Consider the following 24,301-nt stretch of genomic DNA (forward strand, 5'->3'; position numbering starts at 1 on the left):
TCATAGGGGTTCATCCTAGGCTGTGCTATGCTGATAGCGTTGGGTCGCCCCTGCTGAATGGAGACTCTGATGTCGCAAGCTGCCGTTTTTTTAGATCGAGATGGGACCTTGAATGTTGATTACGGCTATGTCGGAGAGATCAGCCGGTTTCAGTTTATTGAGGGTGTCATTGAAGCCTGTTTACAGTTGCAACAGCTGGATTACCTCCTGGTGCTGGTGACTAACCAATCAGGGATTGCTCGGGGCTACTTTAGCGAAGCACAATTCCACACACTCAACGATTGGATGACGCAGGTGTTGGCACAGCACGGGGTGCGATTGGCGGCCACCTACTACTGCCCACATCACCCAGAGGGCACGGGGGTCTATCGTCAGCATTGCCACTGCCGTAAGCCGCAACCGGGACTGTTGTTGACTGCTCAACAACAGCTGACGGTAGATCTGGCGCGCTCCTATCTGGTGGGAGATACTTTGGCCGATCTCCAAGCAGCCACTGCAGCAGGGATCGGAACCAAAGTCCTCGTTCGCAGTGGCCACAGGATCACGCCGCAGGCGGTAGCCGAAGCGAATTGGGTGTTGGATACGCTAGCAGCACTGCCTGACAGGATTCGCAGCGGCTAAACAGCCGATCATGTGCTCTAGTTCGATGGCATCACCGAGGGCGGCACTATGCGGGAGGAAGCGCACCCTTGAACAGTCGTTGCTATTTATTCCTTCCCGTGGTCAGGTCACTCGACGCCCTCGGTTTGCCTGGTTATAATGCCGCTTCAAATGACTGAAGCCCCGTTCAACCGTGATTGAACACCCAATTTGAGGAAACAACATGCAAGTTTCTGTGGAAAGTATCCAAGGCCTGGAGCGACGAATGACCATTACTTTGTTGGCGGAGCAGATTGACCAGGCTGTGGATAAAGAGCTGATACGCCAAGCGAAATCTATGCGCCTCAATGGCTTTCGTCCTGGGAAAATTCCCCTAGCCATCGTTAGGCAGCAGCAGGGTGCTGCAGTACGACAGCAGGTACTCAATCAGTTGATGGAGCAGCATTTTGAACAGGCTACCGAACAGCACGCACTCCACCCAGCAGGACAGGTCCGTTTTATCCCCAATGTACAGTCAGAAGGTTTAACGTTCAGCTATCAGGCTAATTTTGAAATCTATCCAGACATCACCTTGCAGGCTGTGACCGAGATTGTAGTAGAAAAGCCACAGGTAGCGATCACCGAGCGCGATGTTGAGGAACACTTACAGCAGATGCGTCATCAATTAGCCACTTGGCATCCTGTAGGGCGCAGTGCCACTTTAGAAGATCGCGTGACCCTTAATTTTAAGGGAACCATCGATGGTGAGCCCTTTGAGGGTGGCAGTGCTCAGAATTTCCTGTTGAACTTAGGAAAAAGCCAGTTGATCGCTGGTTTTGCTGAAGGCATCCTTGGTCATCAGGCGGGTGATGAATTTACTCTGGAAATCACCTTTCCCACCGATTATGCTACAGAAGCACTACAGGGGAAAACCGCCCAATTTTTAATTCAGTTAACGCAGGTTGAAGCTTGTACTTTGCCTGAGTGGGACTCTGAGACACTTCAAAAACTGGGGATCGAGGAGGGCACTGTAGAGCGTTTAAAAGCGATAATCCAGGAGAGTCTGGAGAGTCAACTGCATAAATTTATTCAGCAGCGCATGAAGAAAGAGTTCATTAACAAATGGTTCGAGGCCCATAGGGCGATACCGGTCCCAGGCACGTTAGTGCGTGAACAACTGGCCCACTCAGCTTTTCAAATAGAAAAAACCGGTAGGAAGCTAGAGGCTACTGCTCGTGAACAGTTACGTCAGCGGATTGAGCAGCGAATAGCGGTTGGCTTGCTGATGACGGAAGTGATAAAACAGCGATCAGTGACACTGGATGAAGCCCGCTTGGAGCAGTATTTTCGAGAAAAATGGCGTGATCATGAGCAACCAGAACTGATTGCAGCACAATACCGTCAGAACCCAGAGTTGATGGAGCGTCTCTGTGGCGAAGTGTTGGAAGATCAAGCCGTAGAAATGCTGTTAGCAGAGGTGACGATGATTGAAAAATCATACACTTTTGATGAATTAATTAGACAAACAGATTAATTAAACTATAGAATAGATGGCCAGCAAGCGGTCGCTATTTATCATTTTCATCCAGCGTAGCATCATCGGATGGCACACGCTTAGACGAGTTTAGAGAACAGTATGGATAACAACACAAACGCCTCTTTTGGGGGAGCCCAGGCGACTTTGGTCCCCATGGTAGTAGAACAGACCCCTCGTGGAGAGCGTGCTTATGACATCTATTCACGTCTACTGAAAGAGCGGGTGGTGTTTCTGACCGGGCCGGTTGAGGATCACATGGCCAACCTCATTGTGGCACAACTACTATTTTTAGAGTCTGAAAATGCAGAGAAAGATATTTTTCTCTACATCAATTCGCCAGGAGGCTCGGTGACTGCTGGCATGTCTATTTACGATACCATGCAGTTTATCAAGCCTGATGTCAGTACCTTATGTATTGGTCAAGCCTGCTCCATGGGCGCTTTTTTGCTGGCCGGTGGTGCCAAAGGGAAACGGTTCTGTCTGCCACACAGCCGAGTAATGATTCATCAGCCGTTAGGGGGATTTCAGGGGCAAGCCTCCGATATTCAGATTCATGCCAAAGAGATCCTTAAAACTAAACAGATGCTGAATACTCTCCTAGCCTTGCATACCGGACAACCTATTGAGCGACTTGACCGTGACACTGATCGGGATAATTTTATGTCTACCGTCGAAGCAGTCCAATATGGCTTAGTGGACGCTCAGATCACCCACCGTAAGCCAAACGTAACGGTTGATCACTGATATACTGATATAAAGTTATCACAAAGGAGCCATGTTGGTGCTGCCAAGAGGGGAGACCTATGACCGATCGCCATAAAGATAATTCTGATAAACCCTTATACTGCTCTTTCTGCGGTAAAAATCAGCACGAGGTCCATAAACTCATCGCTGGGCCCTCTGTGTATATTTGTGATGAGTGTATTGGATCCTGCAATAACCTGATTCATGAGCAATCTAAAAAAGTGATGGCGCCGTCACGCAGTCATGATCCATTGCCCACCCCACAAATGATTTGCCGCCATCTTGATGACTATGTTATTGGCCAAGAGCATGCTAAAAAAGTGTTGGCGGTCGCTGTTTATAATCATTACAAACGTCTGCGTCATCAGGGGGTAGGAAACCAAGTTGAGTTGGGTAAAAGTAATATTTTACTGATTGGTCCTACCGGTAGTGGTAAAACCTTGCTGGCTGAGACGTTGGCACGACTGCTCGATGTGCCTTTTACCATGGCGGATGCGACCACCCTCACGGAAGCGGGCTATGTCGGCGAAGATGTGGAAAATATTATTCAAAAATTGTTGCAAAAGTGCGACTATGATGTGCAGAAAGCGCAACAAGGCATTGTTTATATTGACGAAATTGATAAAATTTCTCGAAAATCAGAGAACCCTTCTATTACACGAGATGTCTCTGGAGAGGGGGTTCAACAGGCGTTATTAAAGCTGATTGAGGGAACGGTTGCTTCAGTGCCTCCGCAAGGGGGGCGTAAACATCCTCAACAAGAATTTTTGCAGGTAGATACTGGAAAAATTCTCTTTATCTGTGGCGGGGCTTTTGCTGGTTTATCCAAAGTGATTGAGCAACGGGTTAACACGGGTACCGGCATTGGTTTTGGGGTACAGGTCAAAGGGGAGCGGGATAAAAAGAGCGAGAGCGATCTATTACGCCAAGTCGAGCCAGAAGATCTCATTAAATTTGGACTGATTCCAGAGTTTATAGGCCGCTTACCGGTTGTTGCTGTTTTAAGTGAATTGGATGAAGCTGCTTTGGTGCAGATTTTACAAGAGCCTAGGAATGCTTTAACGAAACAGTATCAAACGTTGCTCAATTGGGAAGGCGTGACTTTAGATTTTCATGATGAAGCGGTGCGGGCTATTGCTAAAAAGGCGATGGCACGTAAGACTGGTGCTCGGGGATTACGCTCCATTATTGAAGAGATTTTATTAGAAACCATGTATCAGTTACCCTCACAAACCGGAGTCTTCAAAGTGATCATTGATGAATCAGTGGTGAACCAACAAACACCACCATTACTGGTTTATACTCAGCAGGAAGCCCAGGCATCTGGTCGTGATTAAACGTCGGGCGGCGCCAGGGGCTTGTGTGATCCTAAGCGCCTCGGCGGGGGTGCCAGCTCTTGTGCTGATAGCCTCTCTGGTTATTATCACCAAATTGTAGCAACCGATTGAACTCCTGCAGGGGCCGCTCTACAGTGATAGCGCTCCTGCAGCGGTTAAGGATCGTCGTTTAAGAGAGATGACATGGAACTTGAGTGTTCTAAACGTATTGAAATGCCTGTATTGCCGTTACGCGATGTGGTGGTTTATCCTCATGTGGTGATTCCTCTCTTTGTTGGCCGGGAAAGGTCGGTTTGTTGTCTGGAAGCCGCTATGAGGCAGGACAAGCGGGTATTACTAACGGCACAGAGAGAGGCCACCACGGATGAGCCACTCCTTGAAGAGTTATATCTGGTTGGTACCATTGCGACGATTTTACAGATGCTCAAGTTGCCGGACGGCACGGTCAAAGTGCTGGTGGAGGGTCAACAGCGGGCCTATTTACATGATCTGGCAGACAATGGAAAATATTTTGTAGCGAAAGCACAGCCTCTTCCCACGGGAGAGCTAGATGAGCAGGAACAAGAGGTGTTAGTTCGTGCTGTGCTGAATCAGTTTGAATCTTATGTAAAGTTGAATAAAAAAATCCCCCCTGAAGTGCTCATGGCACTGAACGGTATTGAAGATACCTCCCGTTTAGCAGACACCATAGCGGCACATATGCCCTTGAAGGTTGCCGATAAACAGAAGGTATTAGAGATGGAGGAGATCGTCGATCGATTAGAATATCTGATGGCGATGATGGAGGAGGAGATCGATCTGCTGCAGATGGAGCGGCGAATCCGGGGAAGAGTTAAAAAGCAGATGGAGAAGAGCCATCGTGAATATTTCTTAAATGAGCAGATTAAGGCTATTAATAAAGAGCTCAATGATCTGGACGATACGCCAGATGAGCATGAGCTGTTTAAACGGAAAATCGATGCTGCCAAAATGCCCAAAGAGGCTAAAACTAAAGCAGAGACCGAATTACAAAAATTAAAAATGATGTCTCCCATGTCGGCCGAAGCTGTGGTGGTCCGTGGTTACATCGACTGGATGGTCCAAGTTCCCTGGCATCGCCGCAGCCGTATTAAGAAATCTCTCCCGGAGGCTCAAGCGGTTTTAGATGCTGATCATTACGGATTATCACGAGTAAAAGAGCGCATATTAGAGTATTTAGCGGTACAAAGTCGTGTGAATAAAGTGAAAGGGGCGATTCTTTGTCTAGTGGGCCCCCCTGGTGTGGGCAAGACTTCACTAGGTCAATCGATTGCCCAGGCTACAGGACGCCAATATGTCAGGATGGCCTTGGGTGGGGTTCATGATGAGGCGGAGATCCGCGGACACCGCCGAACTTATGTGGGATCGATGCCAGGAAAAATTATTCAGAAAATGGCTAAAGCTGGCGTTAAAAATCCGCTATTCTTGCTGGATGAAATTGATAAGATGGCCTTGAACATGCGGGGTGATCCGGCCGCTGCGTTATTAGAGGTGTTAGATCCAGAGCAAAATATCGCTTTCAATGACCATTATCTCGAGGTAGATTACGATCTCTCGGATGTGATGTTTGTCGCCACTTCCAACTCACTGAATATTCCGGCGCCTTTGTTGGACCGTATGGAAGTTATTCGGCTCTCTGGCTATACTGAAGATGAAAAATTAAACATTACCAAAGAGCATCTTCTCTCCAAGCAGATTAGTAACAATGCACTGAAAAGTAGCGAACTGACCATTGAAGATAGCGCTATTTTGGGGATTATCCGTTTCTATACGCGCGAAGCCGGTGTACGTAATTTAGAGCGTGAAATTTCTAAGTTGTGTCGTAAAGCTGTTAAAAAATTACTGCTTGACCCCGCACTGAAATCGATCAAAATCAATCAAGAGAACCTAAAGGACTATTTAGGCATACAGCGTTTTGACTATGGCCTAGTTCATCAGGAGAATCGTATTGGTCAGGTGACTGGATTAGCTTGGACTGAAGTTGGTGGTGATCTGCTCACCATTGAAACTGCCGCGGTACCAGGAAAAGGCAAGCTAACCTATACGGGATCATTGGGCGAGGTGATGCGGGAGTCGATGCAAGCCGCTTTAACCGTCGTGCGTGCCCGGGCGGACAAATTAGGGATCAGTGCCGGTTTCCATGAGCAGCGAGATATTCACGTGCATGTTCCAGAGGGTGCTACCCCTAAAGATGGCCCAAGTGCCGGGATTGCCGTCTGTACTGCTTTGGTTTCAACCCTAACGGGTAATCCGGTACGGGCTGATGTGGCCATGACCGGTGAAATTACCTTAAGGGGCCAGGTATTGCCGATTGGCGGCTTGAAAGAGAAGTTGCTGGCGGCTCACCGGGGTGGTATCAAGACCGTGCTGATCCCGCAGGAGAACATCCGTGATTTGGAAGAGATTCCGGATAATATCAAAGAGAAGTTAACTATCTGCCCAGTTCATCAAATTGAAGAGGTCTTGATGCTAGCACTACAAGATCAGCCCTTTAGCACTCCCACTGGTGCTGCTGCAACGGATACCGTGATCAAATAAAGAGGGTGATAGCAGCACTCTCTGCTCAATAATGGCGATAATAATCATTGTATGGCAACAATAACAATGAACGCTCTCATAACGCCTAGGTGCGAAATCCAACAAAACTTGTTAAAGGGGATAAGGTGTGAATAAATCACAATTAGTGGATCAATTAGTCTTAGAGGCTGATCTCTCTAAAGCAGCTGCTAGCCGTTTCTTGGATGCCTTGATGGGGGTAGTCACTGACACACTCAAAGCTGGTGAACCGGTGGTGTTGGTAGGTTTCGGTTCTTTTGTCGTTCGTGAACGTGCGGCGCGTACTGGCCGTAATCCAAAGACAGGAGAAGCGATTGCTCTGGCAGCGGCTAAGGTCCCGGGGTTTCGTGCAGGAAAAATGCTCAAAGAGCAAATTAATTAAATTCCCAGCTCACTGTTCAGTGAGCGCTGTGATAACTTCAGGCTGCGCCGTGATCGGCGTTCAGCAGATAGTTAGACTAAAACGCATCCTAATTAGATGCGTTTTTTAAGGTGAAGCGATCGTTTAGTCTCAGAAGAGGAACTAACAGTGCGGAGAGTGCTTAAGTGATGATGGAGCGCCTACACCAGTGGGCTCAAGGCTGGGTGTTTAAACTGTTATTAGCTGTAATCATGGTCTCATTGTTGGTTGGGGGCTTTGGCGGCTATTTCATGCTTGATCGTCACGATGCGGTGGCCATTGTGAATGGTGATAAAATCGCCCGTCAAGCCTTTCAGCAGCACTATCAAGTCAAGAAGCAGCGGCTACAGGCCGAATGGGGAGATTCATTCTCTTCGTTGGCAGCCGATCCTGATTATTTTAAGCAGTTAAAACAGCAGTCATTGGAGCAGTTGATCAACCAGAAGCTGTTGGCACACTACGTCAACCAATTAGCTTTACAAGTTGATGATACCAAGATTAAAGCGGCTATCCGCGAGATCCCGAACTTTCAAAAAGAGGGAAAATTTGATAACGAACGTTATCAAGCGGTGATCCACAAATCGGGATTAACCCCTACAACATTGCGGGACCAGATAAAACAGCAGCTCCTGCAGCAGCAGTTCTGGGATGCTTTAGCGAATAGCGAATTTGTGCTGCCAGAAGAGAGCCAGCAACTGTTGGCCTTAGTGATGCAACAGCGCGAGGTGCGCCTGGCCACGCTGCCTATTGAGCCCCTGATCGCCCAGCAGATCTTAAAAGCCGGGGAAGCTGAAGCCTATTATGAGCAGCATCTGCAAGATTTTATTGCTCCTGAGCGGATCAAAGCTCGTTTCCTGACTTTTAGCGCTGAGGCCTTGAAGACAGGCATTTCAGTTAGCAATCAAGCGATTGAGGCGTACTACCAGCAGCATCCACAGCGTTATACCCACGTGGCACGTCAGCACGTCAGTCTGATCCGTCTATCGACCATGGAACAAGCTGAAGCAGTTCTAGCACAATTAAAGGGCCCTGACAGTGATTTTGCTGCATTAGCCAAACGCCATTCAACGGACGCTTTAACCGCCGCTAAAGGGGGGGAATTGGGTTGGATTGAGCAGGGTGGCATGCCACCTGCTTTTGATCAAGCGGCCTTTGCGCTACAGCAACCGGGAGAACTATCCAAAGTTGTACAGGCTGAAGATGGTTATTATTTACTGCGTTTGAATCAGCAGCAACCTGAAGCGTTGCAGCCACTCCAACAGGTCCGTTCAGAGATCAGCACGATCTTACGGCAGCAGCAGGCGGTAGAGCAATTTACTGTACTACAGCAGCGGGTGCAGCAAGTTGTGAATGAACAGCCGGAGGGGTTATCTGAGGTTGAAGCGGCTACGGGTATCAAAGCCCAGGAGAGTGATTGGTTCACTCGTCAGTCGGTTCCTAGTGCCTTAGAGTTTACCCCGATCATTCAAACGTTATTTGATAAGGATCCCCCGCTCAGTGAGCCGCTAGTTGAGCTGATTAACGTGGGAGGGGATCAGGCCGTCATTGTGCAGGTTCTGCAGCGCCAAGCAGCCGCACAAAAGCCCTTTGAACAGGTATCATCAGAGATCACCCGGTTGGTTCAACAAGAAAAAGCACAGCAGGCTGCTCGCCAACAAGCGGAAGCCCTATTATTGACCTTACGGGACAAGCCGCAAGATCAAGCAATAGCGTTGGAGCGTGCGGGATTAGCGTGGAGTGAAAAGCGGGTATTAACCCGTGAATCGCCTGAAAAACGGCTTGTTGAAGTGCTCTTTGCTCATCCTAAGCCTAAGGCTGATCAACCAACCTATGGTCTGGCGGAGAGTGTGCAAGGCGACATCATTTTGTTTGAGCTCCTGAAGGTCACGACGGGTGAAAGCGCTCGAGATCAGCCTGATTTTCCAGAGCAACTATTGGAACATACGGTGAATGCTTTAATCCATACTTTGCAGACCAGCTTATGGAAACAGGCTAAGATCAAACGGTTTTCTCTGGATGCAGTGGAATAGGTATCGCAAAAGAGTGCTTGGAAGTTGCTAATAGGCACGCCATGGGGCAAGGTGGTTTAACACAGGTCATGATGGCCTGTTCACTCAGGAGAGCCTTATGAAACTGCGCTGTTTTCCTCCTAGGTTGCTACTGTTACTGCTCTGTGGTTTGCCTATTGTGGTGTCAGCGGCCCCAGTCGGCAACGTTAGTCAAGCAGTTCAATCTGCCACTGTCGTCATCAATTTGAATCAAGCTTCCGTGGAAGAGCTTGCCAGCCAATTAAAAGGGATAGGTCGTAAACGTGCTCAAGCGATTGTTGATTATCGGGAGAGGCAGGGGCCCTTCGTCTCGCTAGAGCAGTTAGTGGAGGTACCAGGGATTAGTGTAGGCATGCTGGAGCAGAATCGCTCACGGCTGACGCTATAAAAGCTGCTCTCAGGATCCCACCGTGTAGCAACCCTAGGGCCCGTGGGATCTTGTGCTGAGTTCGGTTACCGGTAGCGTGGGCGTGCTAGTTTTGTTAGGTGATGTAGTTCGGTGAAAGAGAGTCACATGATCTACAAAAGAGTTATTGTGTATTTCATTGTATTACTTGGTTTCAGGCATCCGCTCTGTTTTGCCATTGCCATCAAGCCGTTGATCATTGCTCATCGTGCTGGTCTTGCCGATGCGTTAGAAAACAGCCTTTCTGCAATAGACTCGGCCTTAAAGTGTGGCTCCGATATTATTTGGGTTTCTATACAATTATCGAAAGATGGTCAACCGGTTGTGTATCGTCCAGATAATTTAAATGAGTTCACTACTGGCGAGGGGTTGGTCTCCCATAAAACAGCTTCACAACTAGCATCACTCCGTTACAAAAAAATGATTAATCCTGGTGCTTGTTCTAAATTTTCTTCACGGAATAAACAGAAGATCATCAGTCAGATCAAGGGAATCCAGCCTTAAGAGGTTCCCGACTGCACAGTTCTATCTAGATTTGAAATCACCTGATGCCGATCCTGTTCAATTAGCGGCTGCAGTTTCTAACGTGGTCCATCAGCATAAAAGTCAAAAACATATCGTTGTTTACTCTACTAATGCAGTCTATAGCGATGCCTTTAAGGCTCATCAAGACATGCGTAGGATGGTAGCACGAGAGGTCACCCGTGAAATTTTGGTGACAGATTTACTCAATCATCAATGCATTGCTGCAACAGCAGAGAGGGGTGTGCATGGATTTGAAATTGAGCGTGATGTTGTTACTGAAAATTTTAAATTAGGAGAAGGAAAAACAAAAGCCAAAATGGTCATGAATTATACATTTCCTGCTTGTGTTTTAAGCGTCCCAGAAAATAAATTAATCTTATTTGGTGTCAATACCTTAGCCGCTTATCAACAAGCTTGTACTGATGGTGCCTATGCTGTTATGGTGGATTCTCCTGCATTTTTTTATAAAAATTTAAGCCTAGATCACGATGATTGTATAGTAACCCTTATCGGGTGAGGTGCTGCTTGTTGTTGACTGCTCTCCTTGGCTGGCCCTTATTTTTTTAAGCGACTTATGACGTTGTTTTGAATTATTGTCAGCCTGTCAACGATCTTATAAAATGTCCGGATTTCGATCGTGTTAATGGTCAGTTTTTGACCTAATTTCCTCTTCAGATGTCAGCTCTAGCTGGGAGCTCACTGACTGTACTCCTTCCAGTTGCTGATCCTTCTGATGCTTTCCCCCATGACTCTTTCCATCCCTGTGCATTCCGGCTTGCTTATGGGTCAATGATGCGATCATTCGATGATTTATTCAACAACGCCTAATGGAAGTAGACGAACGTGCTACTTTAGGTTAGATTAGGAGTGTAATTCAAGGAGATGAAGATGCAAAATTCATGGAAGAGGCTATTCCAGAGGTTACTGTTCTGTAGCCCTTTAGCAATCCTTCCACTTCAGGCGGCTCCAACAGCGATTAATTTACCAGAACTCGGTGAGCCTCTTGGGCGGCCAAGCCTTGAGGAGCTCCTTCCCCTACCGCTGGACCCAGTATGTTCGAAACCAGTGCAGCAACAGTGCGGTCGTACTGCCGCGAGCCAGCAGCTGGGAGCGCTCACTAGCCAGTGGCTCAACCAATTTGGCCAAGCGGAGATTGCCTTGAGTGATCGTCTCTCCGGCTCCGCTTTACGTACTGGGCGCTTGGCACTGCTACTGCCACTCTACCAGCAATCACACCAGCTTATCTTGACACAATGGCGGGTGCTGCGTGATCGCCAACAGACTACGTTGGATTTTGGTATCGGTCAGCGCTTCTTCAATCAAGCTCAGAGTTATTGGGGCTACAATGTTTTTTATGACTATCACCGTCAAGGCAATCATGGCGGCCTCGGCCTGGGGCTAGAGCAGCGTGGAGCTACTCGCACGGTAGCAGTGAATGGCTACCTGCCGTTAAGTGGCTGGCGAATCTCTGAGGATCAGAGAAGTCAAAGTCGCTCAGTCAAGGGGATCGATCTGCGGCTGCAACAGCAGCTACCGAAATACCCTCAGCTGCAGCTGAATGCGGTGCTGGAGCACTACTTTGATCAATCATTAGTCTCTGTTCATGAGCAACAAACACCCCGGCCAACCGCTTTCATGTTAGGCCTTGATTACACCCCCATCCCTCTATTCACCACTAGTTATGCCTACCAACTTGCTAGCGGTGGCCTGAGGAACCATCAATTGCAGCTCAGGCTGATCTATCGCTTAGGGGTGCCGTGGGGACAACAACTGGATCCTACACAGGTAGCCCAGTCTCTGGCCAGCAATCACTATGCTTTAATTCAGCGCCACTCACCCGTGACCAGTAAAGCACAGAGGGTAACCGCACAGTCTAATACCATGCTAGTGCACGTGCCACCGCTGCCTGCAGTATATCGAAACAACGTTAGAGTAGTCGACGAAGCAGCAATACAAGAAGCAGTACAAGAAGCAGTACAAGAAGCAACATGATCTTGCTACCCTTTAACGGACACAACGAAGAGGAACAAAGCGTATAATTTTTTGTTACTTTTTGAGGTGAAGTTATGAATCAAGGGGAATCAAGGAGCTATGATAAGGAATTCAAGCTGAATGCGGTAAAGCTGTATCACAGCACTGGTAAAACGCTCTGTCAATTGAGCGAGGAATTGGGAGTTCCCAAGAGTACATTGGCAGGGTGGGTCCATCAGCATAACAAGGATGGTGCAGAGGCTTTCCCGGGCAAAGGATACCTGAAAGCGTCTGATGCTGAGCTCAGTCAATTGCGGAAAGAATTGGCGATAGCACGCGAAGAGAGGGATATCCTAAAAAAAGCCTTGGGCATCTTCTCAGTGGCCCGCAAGTAAAATACCAGTTTATGCAAAAGCATGCTGGGGAATTCAGCGTAGAGAGGATGTCCAACGTGTTAGGTGTATCCCGCAGTGGCTATTATCAGTTTATCAAGGCTGAGCCATCCAAGCGCTATTGTGAGGATGAGCGTTTAATATCTGAAATTAAAGAGGTTTATACCATAAGCAACCAAATTTACGGTAGCCCACGTATCCATGCTGAGTTACGAGCTAGAGGTGAGCGCTGTTCACGCAAACGGGTTTGTCGGCTAATGAAAGCAGCCCATATTGCGGCTAAGATGAAAAAACGATTTAAGGTAACCACAATAGTCGATCCAAAGGCCGCAGTGGCGCCTAATTTACTCAAGCAGAAGTTCACAGCCACTCGCCCTGATCAATACTGGGCAGCAGATATTACCTATATTCCGACCCAAGAGGGATGGTTGTATGTTGCTATCGTACTGGACCTGTTCTCTCGTAGTATCGTGGGGATGGATATGCAAGCTCACATGACCACCGAGTTAGTAGCCGCAGCATTACGCCAGGCAATAACACGGAGGAAGCCTGCTGCAGGTCTCATCCACCACTCCGACCGAGGCAGCCAGTATACCAGCAAAGGATTCAAGGCTGTATCGGCGCATCACCAGATAACGCTTAGCATGAGTAGTACGGGCAATTGTTATGACAATGCAGTAGCAGAGAGTTTTTTCCATACCTTAAAAACAGAGCACACCCACTTTGAACGTTTTGAGAGCAGAGAACAAGCCAAATTGAGCATTTTTGAATACGTAGAAGTGTTTTATAACCGACAGAGACGGCACTCAACGCTAGGCTATCTGTCTCCTGTAAATTTTGAAAAAAATTGGTTATCCCAGGTCGCTTAAGGTTTCTCTTCTCTGTGTCTAAAAAAAGGTGGCAAGATCAACACAAGAAACAGCAGCACGAAAAGCAGCACGAAAAGCAGCAGCAGAAAAAGCAGAAGAAGATTACAAAAGGAAGGAGTAGTAAAATCTCACTACCCTGGCTCCAGGGGACGTTGAATTAATGCTACGGTTGCATTTCGACAGCTATTTTAAACCTAGAGACCATCAGCAAATTAATGAGTTGGCTGTCCATAATCAAATGGGCACAGCCTGAGGACGACAGTGGTCGAGTCAGTCAAGAAAAAATCACCTACCAGTCATGGAAGAGAGTCAATTAAAATATGATCAGAAATCCTACGTCATCTAACACAATAAGCAATAATCAGCTCCGTAGTGTTTTCAGAAAACCGCCCGAAAATTTGCTTAGCATTACTGAAAAATTTTGCGAGCCCATTTTACCTGAATTGGATATCTCAAGGGTTCTCAATCCATTTAGTGTTCCCTATAATGAGGAACAGCATGGAAATATCCCCGGGGAGTTCCGGCGCCACTACAATGAATTTAATCGGTTTCGTGATAAATATCATGATCTGGTTGATCAACTGTCTATTTTAGCCATTTCTTTAAACTTGGCTGGGCCTGATTTAGACAAATTAATAGACAATTTAGATGAGTTTAAAGGTAAGCTGTTTATTCCTGGTTATGTTCATCCAGATCCAGAAATTCTATGGAACATGGTTCGGGAGCATTTAGAAGTAGTGGTGATGTTACTACGTCAACCCGGAATTCCAGAAGAGCAGCGCTTAGATGTGATAAAAAACCTAGGTGGTGAACTGCAATACTGCCCTACTGGTATTGTGAGCTATCTGCAGCAAGCTATTCAAACGCTAGCTAGCGAGGGCGATGTTATTCCCAGGATGAAAGATATTCTAGTACGGCAATTGGCTATCGAATTTATCCGTGAAAAAAATTTTTGTCCGGATATAATGGAAGTACATTATGTTAACGCGTTTATCAACTATCTTGCAAATGATCTGGGTCTTAATAAATGTTCCCATGAAAAGGGAGTAACCCCAGATCACTTTTTGGTCAGGCAGAATATGCCCGCTTTTCGGCAAATCCTCACTGAAAAACTGCCGATTATCTTGGTCAGTTCTTTAACTGACGAGCTACGTTTAGCCGGTTGTCAGGCTCTGCGAGAGGGGCGGTTTGAGGGCGAATCCTGGCAACATTTTTCAAATTCTTCGATTGCAACATTTTTCAACTCGGGTTTCATTCAACATACACTATTTGTAGAAGATGAACAGAGCGGACGTTTTGATGTTCTTAAGGATTCTCATCCACTAGAGCGGCTGGTGGCGCGATATCTGATAGACCAAGAGTGGCTACAGCCTCAAGAGAATTGGCATCTGATGGATGACGATGATGGAGGGGAACTGTACACCCTATCTAACTACTGGTTCTGGTGGCAAAGTAAAGAGGATAGCGAAGATCAACGTTCGTTGACTGCTAAAGAGTTACTCAAGCTGTTTGCTCAGGTTACTCAATTACAGACTGATCAAGCACCGTGTTTGTTGACTTCTAAAGAGTTAAACGAGCTATTTGCCCAGGCTACTCAATTACAGACTAATCAAGCACTGTGTTTGTTGACTGCTAAAGAGTTACATGAGCTGTTTGCCCAGGTTACTCAATTACAGACTGATCAAGCACCGCAATTGATACGATTAGCCCTTAGGCTGCTTGAATTAGCCATGAACCAAGAGAGCCCTAAGGCCAACCGATACTACCTTGGGGAGATGTATGAAAAGGGTCAAGGAGTTGCTCGGGATGCGCAAGAAGCCTGCCGATTCTACCAGTTAGCTGCAGATCAGGGACATGCTTGGGCACAATTCAACCTTGGGAGGATGTATGAATATGGTCAAGGAATGGCTGAGGATAAGGAAAAAGCCTACCAACTCTACCAGTTAGCTGCAAACCAGGGACATGCTCGGGCGCAATACCACCTTGGGGGTATGTATGAAAAGGGTCAAGGAGTTGAATGGAGTGATGAAAAAGCTTGCGAACTCTACCAGGCAGCTGCAAACCAGGGACATGCTTGGGCACAATTCAAGCTTGGGGAGATGTATGCACATGGTCAAGGAGTTGAATGGAGTGATGAAAAAGCTTGCCAACTCTACCAGTCAGCTGTAGAGCAAGGACATGCTTGGGCACAATTCAACCTTGGGGAGATGTATGAAAAGGGTCAAGGCGTTGAACGGAGTAATGAAAAAGCTTGTGAACTCTACCAGGCAGCTGCAAATCAGGGACATGCTTGGGCACAATTCAACCTTGGGGAGATGTATGAAAAGGGTCAAGGCGTTGAACGGAGTAATGAAAAAGCTTGTGAACTCTACCAGGCAGCTGCAAATCAGGGACATGCTTGGGCACAGTACCACCTTGGGGGTATGTATGAAAAGGGTCAAGGCGTTGAACGGAGTGAGGAAAAAGCCTGCGAACTCTACCGGTTAGCTGCAGATCAGGGACATGCTTGGGCACAATTCAACCTTGGGAGGATGTATGAATATGGTCAAGGAATGGCTGAGGATAAGGAAAAAGCCTACCAACTCTACCAGTTAGCTGCAGACCAGCAGCATGCTCAGGCACAATTCAAAATTGAGGGGATGACTAAAAATGGCGTAGCGGTCAATAAGAGTCAACAGGGGATTGAAGAGATATTTTCAAACCAAATCACCGCTCCATACCATGCCGCTCTTGCTGAAGCTGTGGCCTCTTTTAATAAACAGCAACAACCGTTCCAAGGGGTCACTACAGAGCAGGGTGGTGTCAATCAGCATTGTCAATCAGCATCGAATTTTGATCCCCTGTCAGTATTGAAAATTGACCAGGCATTTAGAGATTTTTCCGGCGGTTTTTGAAGCGATAGGCGTCATTACCAGTCTCTAGGATTTCACAATGATGGGTTATGCGATCCAATAAAGCAGTGGTCATTTTTGCGTCTCCAAATACGCTGACCCATTGTAAGCGACAAACCAGTACCGTGTAGCAAATTGGCGTTGATGCAGTCAAAGTAGTTCCCATTTAAAAATCCACTGGGAACTACCGTGATTGCTAATTACTGGGACAAGTAACTGCCGTAAGCCCTCTTATTACAGCGCTGAGTTGAAACAACGCCTGGCGGCAGCTGCCAATCAGCCCGGTTTTTCACTATCAACTATTGCTCAAGAACAGGGCGGCAGTCCATCCGCGCTATCCAAACGGCGCCTGCAATACCAGCAGCCAGAGCCTGCCACCTTGCTCCCGATAGCCGTTGAAGCAGACAGACCAGTCCCAGCCAGCCAGTTAGAAAGCCATGTATCCCTCCACTCACTCCAACAGGGATGATCGACATCACCCTACAACAAGCTAATATCCGGATCAGAGGTGTGATTAATCCTTTACCCCTGTTAGCAGGCGTGCTTATGCTGCCCACCGCAGATTTGCAGTAATCACTAACGACCAGTCCAGGGGCTAATGAGGAATATAATGCCTATCTCAGCAGTAGATTTTACCTTGGGTGCCTTGACAGACTGTTTTGATCAACCCCCCTCAGTGAGTAAAACGACCGTCTTGCCAGAAAAACAGTTGATTAAATCGATTGCTCAACAACAACAACACTTTACAGCGCTGCTGGCGTCAGCACAGCCCAGCTCCTCACGATTGGCTGATCCACAGACGATGTTGGCCATACAGCACGGGATCATGCAAGCCACCTTAACGGTTGATCTTGCAGCTAAAATGGCTGGTTCATTCACCCAAACAGTGAATCGATTGGCGACCATGCAGTAATGAGGGTGATGAGAAGTCCCTATGGCACTCTGCTCCTATGCCTACTGCTAACAGGCTGTAAAATTGATCTCTACAAAGGTTTGCATGAACAGGAGGCTAATCAGATGCTGGCCCTGTTGATGATCAACCGGATCAGTGCACAAAAAGTGGATGAGCCAGGAGGGCTGCTAAAAATTAAGGTGGTTGAAGCCGATTTTGTCAACTCGGTGGAAATTTTGCGTCAGAATGGCTATCCCAAACGACAGTTCTTCTCGGTGAATGATCTATTTCCGGCAAACCAGCTGGTCACTTCACCACTGCAAGAGCAGGCTAAACTGACTTACTTAAAAGAGCAGCGGTTAGAGCAGTTGATTTCGGCGATGGAGGGGGTGATTAGAGCCACTGTTTCCATCGCTGATCCCCCACAAGCAGAGAATCGTCGGGAGGTTATTCCACCATCGGCGTCAGTATTGGTCAAGTACTCTCCAGAAACTAACATGGCACATTTTATCAATCAGATCAAAAGTTTGGTTCATAATAGCGTGCCTGGACTCAGTTACGAGGCGATTACGGTAGTATTACAGGCCACCAATTACCGTTTTTTGCAACAACAAATTCCAGATCTCTCGCCCGTTAAGTCATTGACCGCCTCCAGCACGGCGACGGGTGTATCGACCCTCTGGTCATCGTGGTCTGAGCGGCCAGCACTCGCTGAACTGCTCGCTTGGAGTGTCGCCAATCCACTGTGGTTGCTGCTGGGTGCTGCTTGGTTAGTACTGCTGTGCCTTGGGGGCTATGGGTGGTTGCGTCGGCGTACGGCTACGAGCCTTGCTGATGATTAATGCTGAGATCACCCGTTTGTATCAGTTAGCCTGGCGTCCTGGTGCTTTTATGCATAGCCAGTGGTGGTTGTCGCTACAACTGCTGGCTTGGCGGCCTTACTATTGGGCTGATCAGGCAGCAGAGGGTGCAGCCCTGATGGAGGAGCCCTGCCAGGCTGTTGCAAGCGCGCTGAGCTTTCAGCAACTGCACTCCCCCTTGCGACAGGCAGTGGATCAGTTAATCTGCCAGAAGCGCCGCTTTCCATTGGCCCCGCTACCGGCAAGGCTCTCTGCGGATCAGCAACAGTTACTGGCCTTAGAGCCCAGATTGGGCAAACTGCTGGTGGCGGTTGGGTTGCACTTATTGGGTTCACCAGACTATTTGTTGCGTGGCCACTATCGGCGGGTGCTGGCACCGCTGCTAGGCTGGCAGGCACTGGATCAGCTGTGGGCCTTATGGCGACAGGGGGATCAGCCGGCACAGTTACCAGTGGAAAAGTTAGTGAGCCAGGCCCAGCAGTGCGCTTATCAAGTGTTCAATACCTATTTAACACCGGATCCCATCTGGCAAGCGCTGACGGTGATTTTACCACCACCACTGCCGGCCAGCGCGCCAGCCGCGGTGATTCTGGATAATCCACTGACACTACTGTTTAGAATAGCCCGTTTTTTATGAATCCTTTTAATCTGCCCCTGCAGCGACTTGGACTGCCGGCACCGCTGCCGGTGCAGCTCACGGCTGAAACCCTGAGCGCCTGGCAGCAGACTAATCATCTCACCCGCTGGGTCCGGCAGCGGGCTGCACAACGACTGATACGGGTGCGCCAGCGGCGGCTAGAGATTCGACAAGCCACCAGACAGTATGTTCAACGGATGCGTAAGCGGGGTCAGGCACAGACCACCCAGCTGTTGGAGCAGACACGTGCTCAAGCCATTCAAGAGACTATTCAGTGGTTGGTGCCAGCCGAGCAGCTTGAAAGTGCTCTGGCTGATCACTTAGCACAACAAGCCGCACACTGGGCGGTAGAAGCCTTTAAGCAATTAGTGGATGCGGTGGAGCAACCGCAACTATTGGTGCAGCAGTTACACGCCTCCATTCGCGAGTTACACCCTCATGGGAGTTTAACGCTGCGGGTTCACCCTACGCAGGTGACGGCTTTACAGCAATCGCTCACTGCGAACAACCTCGTCACTGTGGTGCCTGATCAACAGTTAGAACCGTTACAGGCATTCCTCGACAGCCCATTGGTGGTGATCAAGCTTGATCTAGAACACCATATGACCCTATTGATAGAGCAACTACTCGTGCCCCCGCCGCTGGCAGTGGCCAGCGATCTAGAGGAGAGCACTGCCGCTGTTGCAGCGGAAGCCACCCCCCTCACCTCTGAGCACTCAGGAGGTTCAGAATGAGCAGTATTCATGAAATTCAGGGTCAATCACCGCTGCTAGCCCCACTGAATGAGAGTGCTCTGCCCCAGACGGGGTCGATGCAACGGATAGTCCCTGCCCAGTCGATGATGGAGAAGACCCAGGCTGCTTTATCAGAAGTGGATGGTGTCGCCTTGCAAGAGACTCTGGAGGAGATGAGCTTGGCCATGGGGAGTCGATTAAAAGATCTGAAACGCCGTGATGAAAATAGGGGAATACGAACGACACAAGAGGCAGTGATTGAATTGGTGGAGAGCCTGGATGATCCCCAACTCATTGACGAGCTCGAGCAATTTTCTCAGTTAGGAGAGGGATCGGAGAGTCCATTGGAACAGTTGCAAGAGGCGGGGATCCCAGCGGGGAAACAGCTGCTATTAGTCGCAGCACTACTCGCCTATAAACGGCCAAACGAGCAGCGGCGTCGCCGGCTAGAGCGGGCACTGGCATCGCTTATGGCCGGTGATGAGGCGTGGGGATTGCAGTTGTTTGGTCATTTAGAACTAGGTGAATTGACTGATAGCGCCCTGCCAGCATTAAAGCGGATTTATCAACGCAGTCAGCGTGATGATCAACCGCAACAGGGCATAGCGGAATGGTTGGCGGAGATCAAAGCGTGGCCGGATCGGCAGCAACGCATTCGTGTCTTGTTACGGGCGCTCTCCTTTGATCTATCGATCACTGCCGATCATAGCCAGCAAAATCGCTTAGCCGCTACGATTAATGATCTGAAGCGCTTGCTGCTGTTTCTGGGGATGGAAGCACACTGCAATGCATTAGCCCAAGCCCTACACCTCAGTGAAGAACAGGTGTTGAATGAGATTTTAGAGATTATTGAGCAGATCTGGATTTATCCAGAGTGGTTGGCGGGACGGTTGCCCGCCTTAGGTCTCCCTGAGGAGCAGCAGGCACACTATTTGCGGCGCCTAACGGAGTTACTGCAGCTGCTGCCAGAACCCTGTTACAAAGATGCCGATCAGAAAGAGCAGACGCTTAAAGCGCTGATGACGCTCCAAGATCAGCTGGATGAGCAACAGTAGCAGGAGGAGGAGATCCCAGGTGTTAGGAGCGTCGCTAAATTTACAACTCCTCCGCAATCTAGAGCAGTTTTTAGAGCTGCTGAATCTATCGGTGAAACCACTGGAGTTGCCGTTGGAGTTTCGGGAGGGGCCCTTTGGGCTATTTCTAGAGATCCAGCAGGAACGGCTGTTACTCACCTCCTCTTATGAAGCAGCTGGCGGTAGAGCGGCTCGGTTAATGCCAAGGTTATTGCAATATTGGATGCCGGAGCGTTGTCAGGGGGTGGTTCAGCGGGTCTTTATGTTGAATGAGTCGGTCGTGATCAGCTGCGCGCTGCCAGAAGCGAGTCAAGCGGCGCTGTGGTATCAACTGTATCGTCTGCAGCGGCAGCTACTGGAGCAAGCACTACAGGTGGCAGAATGAAAGCAGTCCTGCGATGGCTGAATCTATTGTCTGGTCGGCAAGATATTGTGCTGGCGGTCATGTTAATGGTCGCGGTGTTTATGATGATTCTGCCGCTGCCCACAGTATTGATAGATTTATTGATAGCCGTTAATCTGACTTTCTCCATTATTCTATTGATGCTCGCCATCTACCTGCGTGAGCCGTTAGAGTTCTCATCATTTCCCGCAGTCCTACTGATCACCACCCTATACCGCTTATCACTCACTATCAGCACGACCCGCTTAATTTTATTACATCAAGATGCGGGTGAAATCGTTTACACCTTTGGCAACTTTGTGGTTGGGGGTAATTTAGCGGTCGGGCTCATTATTTTCAGCATTATTACCATAGTACAGTTTATGGTGATCACCAAAGGATCCGAGCGGGTAGCTGAGGTTGGGGCCCGTTTTTCACTGGATGGGATGCCTGGTAAACAGATGAGTATTGATGGCGACATGCGTGCCGGCATTATTGATGCCCGTGAAGCCAAGCGGCAGCGCTTATTGGTCCAGAAAGAGAGCCAACTGTTCGGCGCGATGGATGGGGCTATGAAGTTTGTGAAGGGTGACGCCGTTGCTGGAATTATTGTGATCTTGGTGAACATTTTTGGTGGGATCGCCATTGGGGTATTTCAGCGGGGCATGGCGGCGGGTGAAGCGATGAATCTCTATGCCATTCTCTCGGTGGGGGATGGACTGATTGGCCAGATCCCAGCACTGCTGATCTCCATTACTGCCGGGATCATCGTGACACGGGTACCGGGGGAGGTCCCACAAAACTTAGCGGCTGACTTAGCTCAGCAGATAGGCCGGCAACCACAGCCCTTGTGGGTTGCTGGCAGCGTCTTGCTGCTATTTGCGGTATTGCCAGGCTTCCCAACGCTCATTTTTCTGCTATTAGCCCTGCTGCTGGGGGGGGCTGGTTATCAGCTAAAACGGACGGCTAGCACCAGCGGCAAGGGGGGGAGTGAAACGGCTGCAGCAGAGGGAACCGGGGAACTGACTCCAGGATCGCTCCCACTCATTCTCTCCCTCTCTCCGGAGTTGGCGACGACAGCGCTCGATGAAGCCGTGATCCAGCTACGTTGGCAACTGTTTGAACGGTTGGGGATCTCCCTCCCAGACATTGAGATCCAAAAAAAACAGGTCACCCCAGGACAAATCACCATTTTGCTCTATCAAGAGCCGGTCTGTAGCGTACTGCTGCCCAGTCATCAAGCCCTGCTAGAATCTCCAGAAGCCCCACCCAGTGAAGCGCATGAAGTGGCAGAGATCCCACTGGGCAGCGCAGGACTCTATTGGGTTGCTGAGTCATTAGTGCCTACCTTGCAGCACTCTGGGCTGGTGGTGTATCCAGCGGAAGCACGGATTATCTACACGCTGCGGCGAGCGGTCACCCGCTATGCCAAAGAGTTTATCGGGATCCAAGAGACCCGCTTCTTGATGGATGCCATGGAGACACGCTATGGTGAGTTAGTCAAAGAGCTACAACGACAGGTACCGCTAGGGCGCATTGCAGACATCCTGCAGCGTTTGGTAGAAGAGGGGATCTCAATCCGCGATCTACGGACGATTTTTGAGAGCCTGATTGTCTGGGGCAGCAAAGAGAAGGACGTGGTGATCTTAGCGGAGTATGTTCGGGTCGCTTTACGGCGCCATATTATTGGCCACTACCGTAATGAGCAGGGAGAGATCAGCGTTTGGTTGATTGGTCATACCATTGAAAATCAGATCCGCGAATCGATTCGCCAGACCTCGGCTGGCTCCTACTCTGCTTTGGAACCACCTACCGCCACCGCCATTTTAACGCAAATCAAACAGGCCTTAGGGGCTAAAAAATCGGGGGTGTTATTAACCGCGATTGATGTTCGACGTTATCTGCGAAAAATTGTTGAGCGTGAATTATTTGACTTACAGGTGCTGTCGTACCAGGAGTTAGGGGATGAGGTCGCGCTACAGGTGTTAGGCAACATCGAGCAACTAGATAACCCGTAATGGTGAAGTGAGTGACATGATGCGTCCCCTGGATCAACAACGGTTACAGTCTCTATTGATGAATAGAGTGTCTGCCCCTCAAGCGATAGATTACGCTGCGATCACCCGGTATGGCCGGTTAACGGAGGTTGGCCCGACGCTGCTCAAGGCGCATCTGCCCTGGGCACGGCTAGGTGAACTCTGTCAGATTTTGCCGCAGGAGATACCGGCTGAAGTGGTGAGTTTACAGGGGGATAGCGCCTTTTTATCGCCCTTTGATCAAGTCACTGGTTTACAGTGTGGCCAGCAGGTATACGCCAGCGGGGCACAGCATAAGATTGGCTTGGGCCCCTTTTTATTGGGGCATATCGTTGATGGTCTTGGCCGGTCACTCGATGGGAGCCCCCCCGGCGAGGTAGAGCAGTGGCGTCCCCTAGACGGCCCAGCACCAGATCCTATGAGCCGACAGCTGATTGAGACGCCATTGCCACTAGGGGTACGCGCCTTAGATGGCCTGTTGACCTGTGGTCGTGGGCAGCGGTTAGGGATTTTTGCCGCGGCGGGTGGTGGGAAGAGCACGCTGCTGGGTATGGTGTGTGACGGTACTGCCGCGGATATCGTGGTACTGGCTTTAGTCGGCGAGCGGGGACGGGAGGTCCGAGAGTTTTTAGAGGTCGTGATGAGTCCAGCCGCACGACAACGGAGTGTCTTTGTCATTGCCACTTCTGACCGTCCAGCCTTAGAGCGGCTTAAAGCCTCTTTTACCGCGACCACGATTGCCGAATATTTTCGTGACCAAGGGCTTGAAGTCTTACTCATGGTGGACTCCCTCACTCGTTATGCTCGGGCGGCCCGTGAAGTGGGGCTGGCTAGCGGTGAGCCACCGGTTGCTGGCGGGTTTCCCCCGAGTGTCTTTGCCATGCTGCCGCGGTTACTGGAACGAGCAGGCCCGGCAGCTCGCGGGACCATTACCGCCATCTATACCGTATTGGTGGAGGGGGACAATATGAATGAACCGGTGGCTGACGAGGTTAGGTCCATTTTAGACGGTCATATTGTGTTATCTCGCAAGTTAGCCGAAGCCAATCACTATCCAGCCATCGATATTGCGGCCAGTGTGAGTCGGGTGATGAACCAGATCACCACACCCGCACATCAGCAGCTGGCAGGTAAATTGCGACGCTTAATGGCCTTATATCGAGAGATTGAGCTACTGGTCCGGGTTGGGGAGTTTCAGCAAGGTCAGGATGCTGAGGCAGATGAAGCGTTGGCCGCTGATCCGGCAGTTTCTCTGCCAAGAGCGGGATGGCCTGTGTGATTTTGAGCAGACTTTACGCTTACTACAGAGAGTAGTGACTGGGCCATGTTAAATCAGCTATTAGCGTTGATGATCTTGCTACCCTTTAACGGACACAACGAAGAGGAACAAAGCGTATAATTTTTTGTTACTTTT

23 protein-coding genes and 1 pseudogene are annotated in these 24,301 nt (G+C 49.2%); 23 read left to right on the forward strand and 1 reads right to left on the reverse strand.

What is annotated here, in order from left to right:
- Positions 1-69: 69 nt before the first annotated feature.
- The 14 genes from gmhB (at position 70) to NL324_RS04265 (ending at position 16,276) form a co-directional block, all read left to right on the forward strand.
- Positions 70-621, forward strand: coding sequence for a D-glycero-beta-D-manno-heptose 1,7-bisphosphate 7-phosphatase (gmhB, locus tag NL324_RS04200; RefSeq protein WP_253306459.1), 552 nt, complete (start codon positions 70-72; stop codon positions 619-621).
- Positions 622-823: 202 nt separating this feature from the next.
- The gene (tig, locus tag NL324_RS04205) at positions 824-2,113 is read left to right on the forward strand and encodes a trigger factor (protein WP_253306460.1); all 1,290 of its coding nucleotides are present in this window, start codon (positions 824-826) and stop codon (positions 2,111-2,113) included.
- A 102-nt stretch (positions 2,114-2,215) separates the two neighbouring features.
- Complete coding sequence (gene clpP / locus NL324_RS04210; RefSeq protein WP_253306461.1) at positions 2,216-2,860, forward strand: ATP-dependent Clp endopeptidase proteolytic subunit ClpP; 645 nt, start codon at positions 2,216-2,218, stop codon at positions 2,858-2,860.
- A 59-nt stretch (positions 2,861-2,919) separates the two neighbouring features.
- Entirely contained in the window at positions 2,920-4,197 is a 1,278-nt protein-coding gene (gene clpX / locus NL324_RS04215) for an ATP-dependent Clp protease ATP-binding subunit ClpX (protein WP_253306462.1), read from the forward strand.
- A gap of 183 nt (positions 4,198-4,380) precedes the next feature.
- On the forward strand, positions 4,381-6,753 hold the full coding sequence (gene lon, locus NL324_RS04220; RefSeq protein ID WP_253306463.1) for an endopeptidase La: 2,373 nt from the start codon (positions 4,381-4,383) through the stop codon (positions 6,751-6,753).
- Positions 6,754-6,880: 127 nt separating this feature from the next.
- Positions 6,881-7,153 carry an HU family DNA-binding protein gene (locus NL324_RS04225; RefSeq protein ID WP_253306464.1) on the forward strand — a complete coding sequence of 91 codons (273 nt, stop codon included), beginning with the start codon at positions 6,881-6,883 and terminating at the stop codon, positions 7,151-7,153.
- 167 nt (positions 7,154-7,320) lie between these two features.
- Positions 7,321-9,201, forward strand: a complete 1,881-nt coding sequence (gene ppiD / locus NL324_RS04230) for a peptidylprolyl isomerase (protein ID WP_253306465.1) — start codon at positions 7,321-7,323, stop codon at positions 9,199-9,201.
- A 97-nt stretch (positions 9,202-9,298) separates the two neighbouring features.
- On the forward strand, positions 9,299-9,607 hold the full coding sequence (locus NL324_RS08265; protein ID WP_301282753.1) for a ComEA family DNA-binding protein: 309 nt from the start codon (positions 9,299-9,301) through the stop codon (positions 9,605-9,607).
- Between the two features lie 126 nt (positions 9,608-9,733).
- Positions 9,734-10,129 carry a glycerophosphodiester phosphodiesterase family protein gene (locus NL324_RS04240; RefSeq protein WP_253306466.1) on the forward strand — a complete coding sequence of 132 codons (396 nt, stop codon included), beginning with the start codon at positions 9,734-9,736 and terminating at the stop codon, positions 10,127-10,129.
- A gap of 31 nt (positions 10,130-10,160) precedes the next feature.
- Complete coding sequence (locus tag NL324_RS04245) at positions 10,161-10,667, forward strand: PI-PLC domain-containing protein (protein WP_253306467.1); 507 nt, start codon at positions 10,161-10,163, stop codon at positions 10,665-10,667.
- Positions 10,668-11,038: 371 nt separating this feature from the next.
- Positions 11,039-12,142: an inverse autotransporter beta domain-containing protein gene (locus NL324_RS04250; protein ID WP_253306468.1), complete on the forward strand. Its 1,104-nt coding sequence runs from the start codon at positions 11,039-11,041 to the stop codon at positions 12,140-12,142.
- Positions 12,143-12,216: 74 nt separating this feature from the next.
- The gene (locus NL324_RS04255) at positions 12,217-12,516 is read left to right on the forward strand and encodes a transposase (protein WP_253305847.1); all 300 of its coding nucleotides are present in this window, start codon (positions 12,217-12,219) and stop codon (positions 12,514-12,516) included.
- Entirely contained in the window at positions 12,444-13,382 is a 939-nt protein-coding gene (locus NL324_RS04260; RefSeq protein WP_253307079.1) for an IS3 family transposase, read from the forward strand. The genes NL324_RS04255 and NL324_RS04260 overlap by 73 nt, the downstream gene beginning before the upstream one ends.
- A 320-nt stretch (positions 13,383-13,702) precedes the next feature.
- Complete coding sequence (locus NL324_RS04265; RefSeq protein WP_253306469.1) at positions 13,703-16,276, forward strand: SEL1-like repeat protein; 2,574 nt, start codon at positions 13,703-13,705, stop codon at positions 16,274-16,276.
- On the opposite strand, the pseudogene NL324_RS04270 reads toward NL324_RS04265, so the two are convergent.
- A pseudogene (locus tag NL324_RS04270) lies at positions 16,251-16,376 on the reverse strand (ATP-binding protein); the annotation flags it as partial. The gene NL324_RS04265 and the pseudogene NL324_RS04270 sit on opposite strands and share 26 nt — an antisense overlap.
- Positions 16,377-16,520: 144 nt before the next feature.
- On the opposite strand from NL324_RS04270, the gene NL324_RS04275 reads away from it, so the two are divergent.
- From NL324_RS04275 to NL324_RS04315, 9 genes are all read left to right on the forward strand, one after another.
- Positions 16,521-16,742, forward strand: a complete 222-nt coding sequence (locus tag NL324_RS04275; protein ID WP_253306470.1) for a hypothetical protein — start codon at positions 16,521-16,523, stop codon at positions 16,740-16,742.
- 141 nt (positions 16,743-16,883) lie between these two features.
- Positions 16,884-17,186, forward strand: coding sequence for a type III secretion system inner rod subunit SctI (sctI, locus tag NL324_RS04280; RefSeq protein WP_253306471.1), 303 nt, complete (start codon positions 16,884-16,886; stop codon positions 17,184-17,186).
- An 8-nt stretch (positions 17,187-17,194) separates the two neighbouring features.
- On the forward strand, positions 17,195-18,007 hold the full coding sequence (sctJ, locus tag NL324_RS04285) for a type III secretion system inner membrane ring lipoprotein SctJ (protein ID WP_253306472.1): 813 nt from the start codon (positions 17,195-17,197) through the stop codon (positions 18,005-18,007).
- Positions 18,000-18,662 carry a type III secretion system domain-containing protein gene (locus NL324_RS04290; protein ID WP_253306473.1) on the forward strand — a complete coding sequence of 221 codons (663 nt, stop codon included), beginning with the start codon at positions 18,000-18,002 and terminating at the stop codon, positions 18,660-18,662. The genes sctJ and NL324_RS04290 overlap by 8 nt, the downstream gene beginning before the upstream one ends.
- Positions 18,659-19,396: a FliH/SctL family protein gene (locus NL324_RS04295; RefSeq protein WP_253306474.1), complete on the forward strand. Its 738-nt coding sequence runs from the start codon at positions 18,659-18,661 to the stop codon at positions 19,394-19,396. Before NL324_RS04290 ends, NL324_RS04295 begins: the two co-directional genes overlap by 4 nt.
- Entirely contained in the window at positions 19,393-20,451 is a 1,059-nt protein-coding gene (locus tag NL324_RS04300; RefSeq protein WP_253306475.1) for a TyeA family type III secretion system gatekeeper subunit, read from the forward strand. The genes NL324_RS04295 and NL324_RS04300 overlap by 4 nt, the downstream gene beginning before the upstream one ends.
- Before the next feature lie 19 nt (positions 20,452-20,470).
- Positions 20,471-20,854, forward strand: a complete 384-nt coding sequence (locus NL324_RS04305) for a type III secretion apparatus (RefSeq protein ID WP_253306476.1) — start codon at positions 20,471-20,473, stop codon at positions 20,852-20,854.
- A complete protein-coding gene (locus NL324_RS04310; RefSeq protein ID WP_253306477.1) occupies positions 20,851-22,869 on the forward strand; it encodes an EscV/YscV/HrcV family type III secretion system export apparatus protein in 2,019 nt (672 codons plus the stop codon). The genes NL324_RS04305 and NL324_RS04310 overlap by 4 nt, the downstream gene beginning before the upstream one ends.
- Positions 22,870-22,885: 16 nt before the next feature.
- Complete coding sequence (locus NL324_RS04315) at positions 22,886-24,166, forward strand: FliI/YscN family ATPase (protein WP_436298239.1); 1,281 nt, start codon at positions 22,886-22,888, stop codon at positions 24,164-24,166.
- The last annotated feature ends 135 nt before the right edge of the window (positions 24,167-24,301 follow it).

The organism is unidentified bacterial endosymbiont, assembly GCF_918320885.1.
Lineage (GTDB): Bacteria > Pseudomonadota > Gammaproteobacteria > Enterobacterales.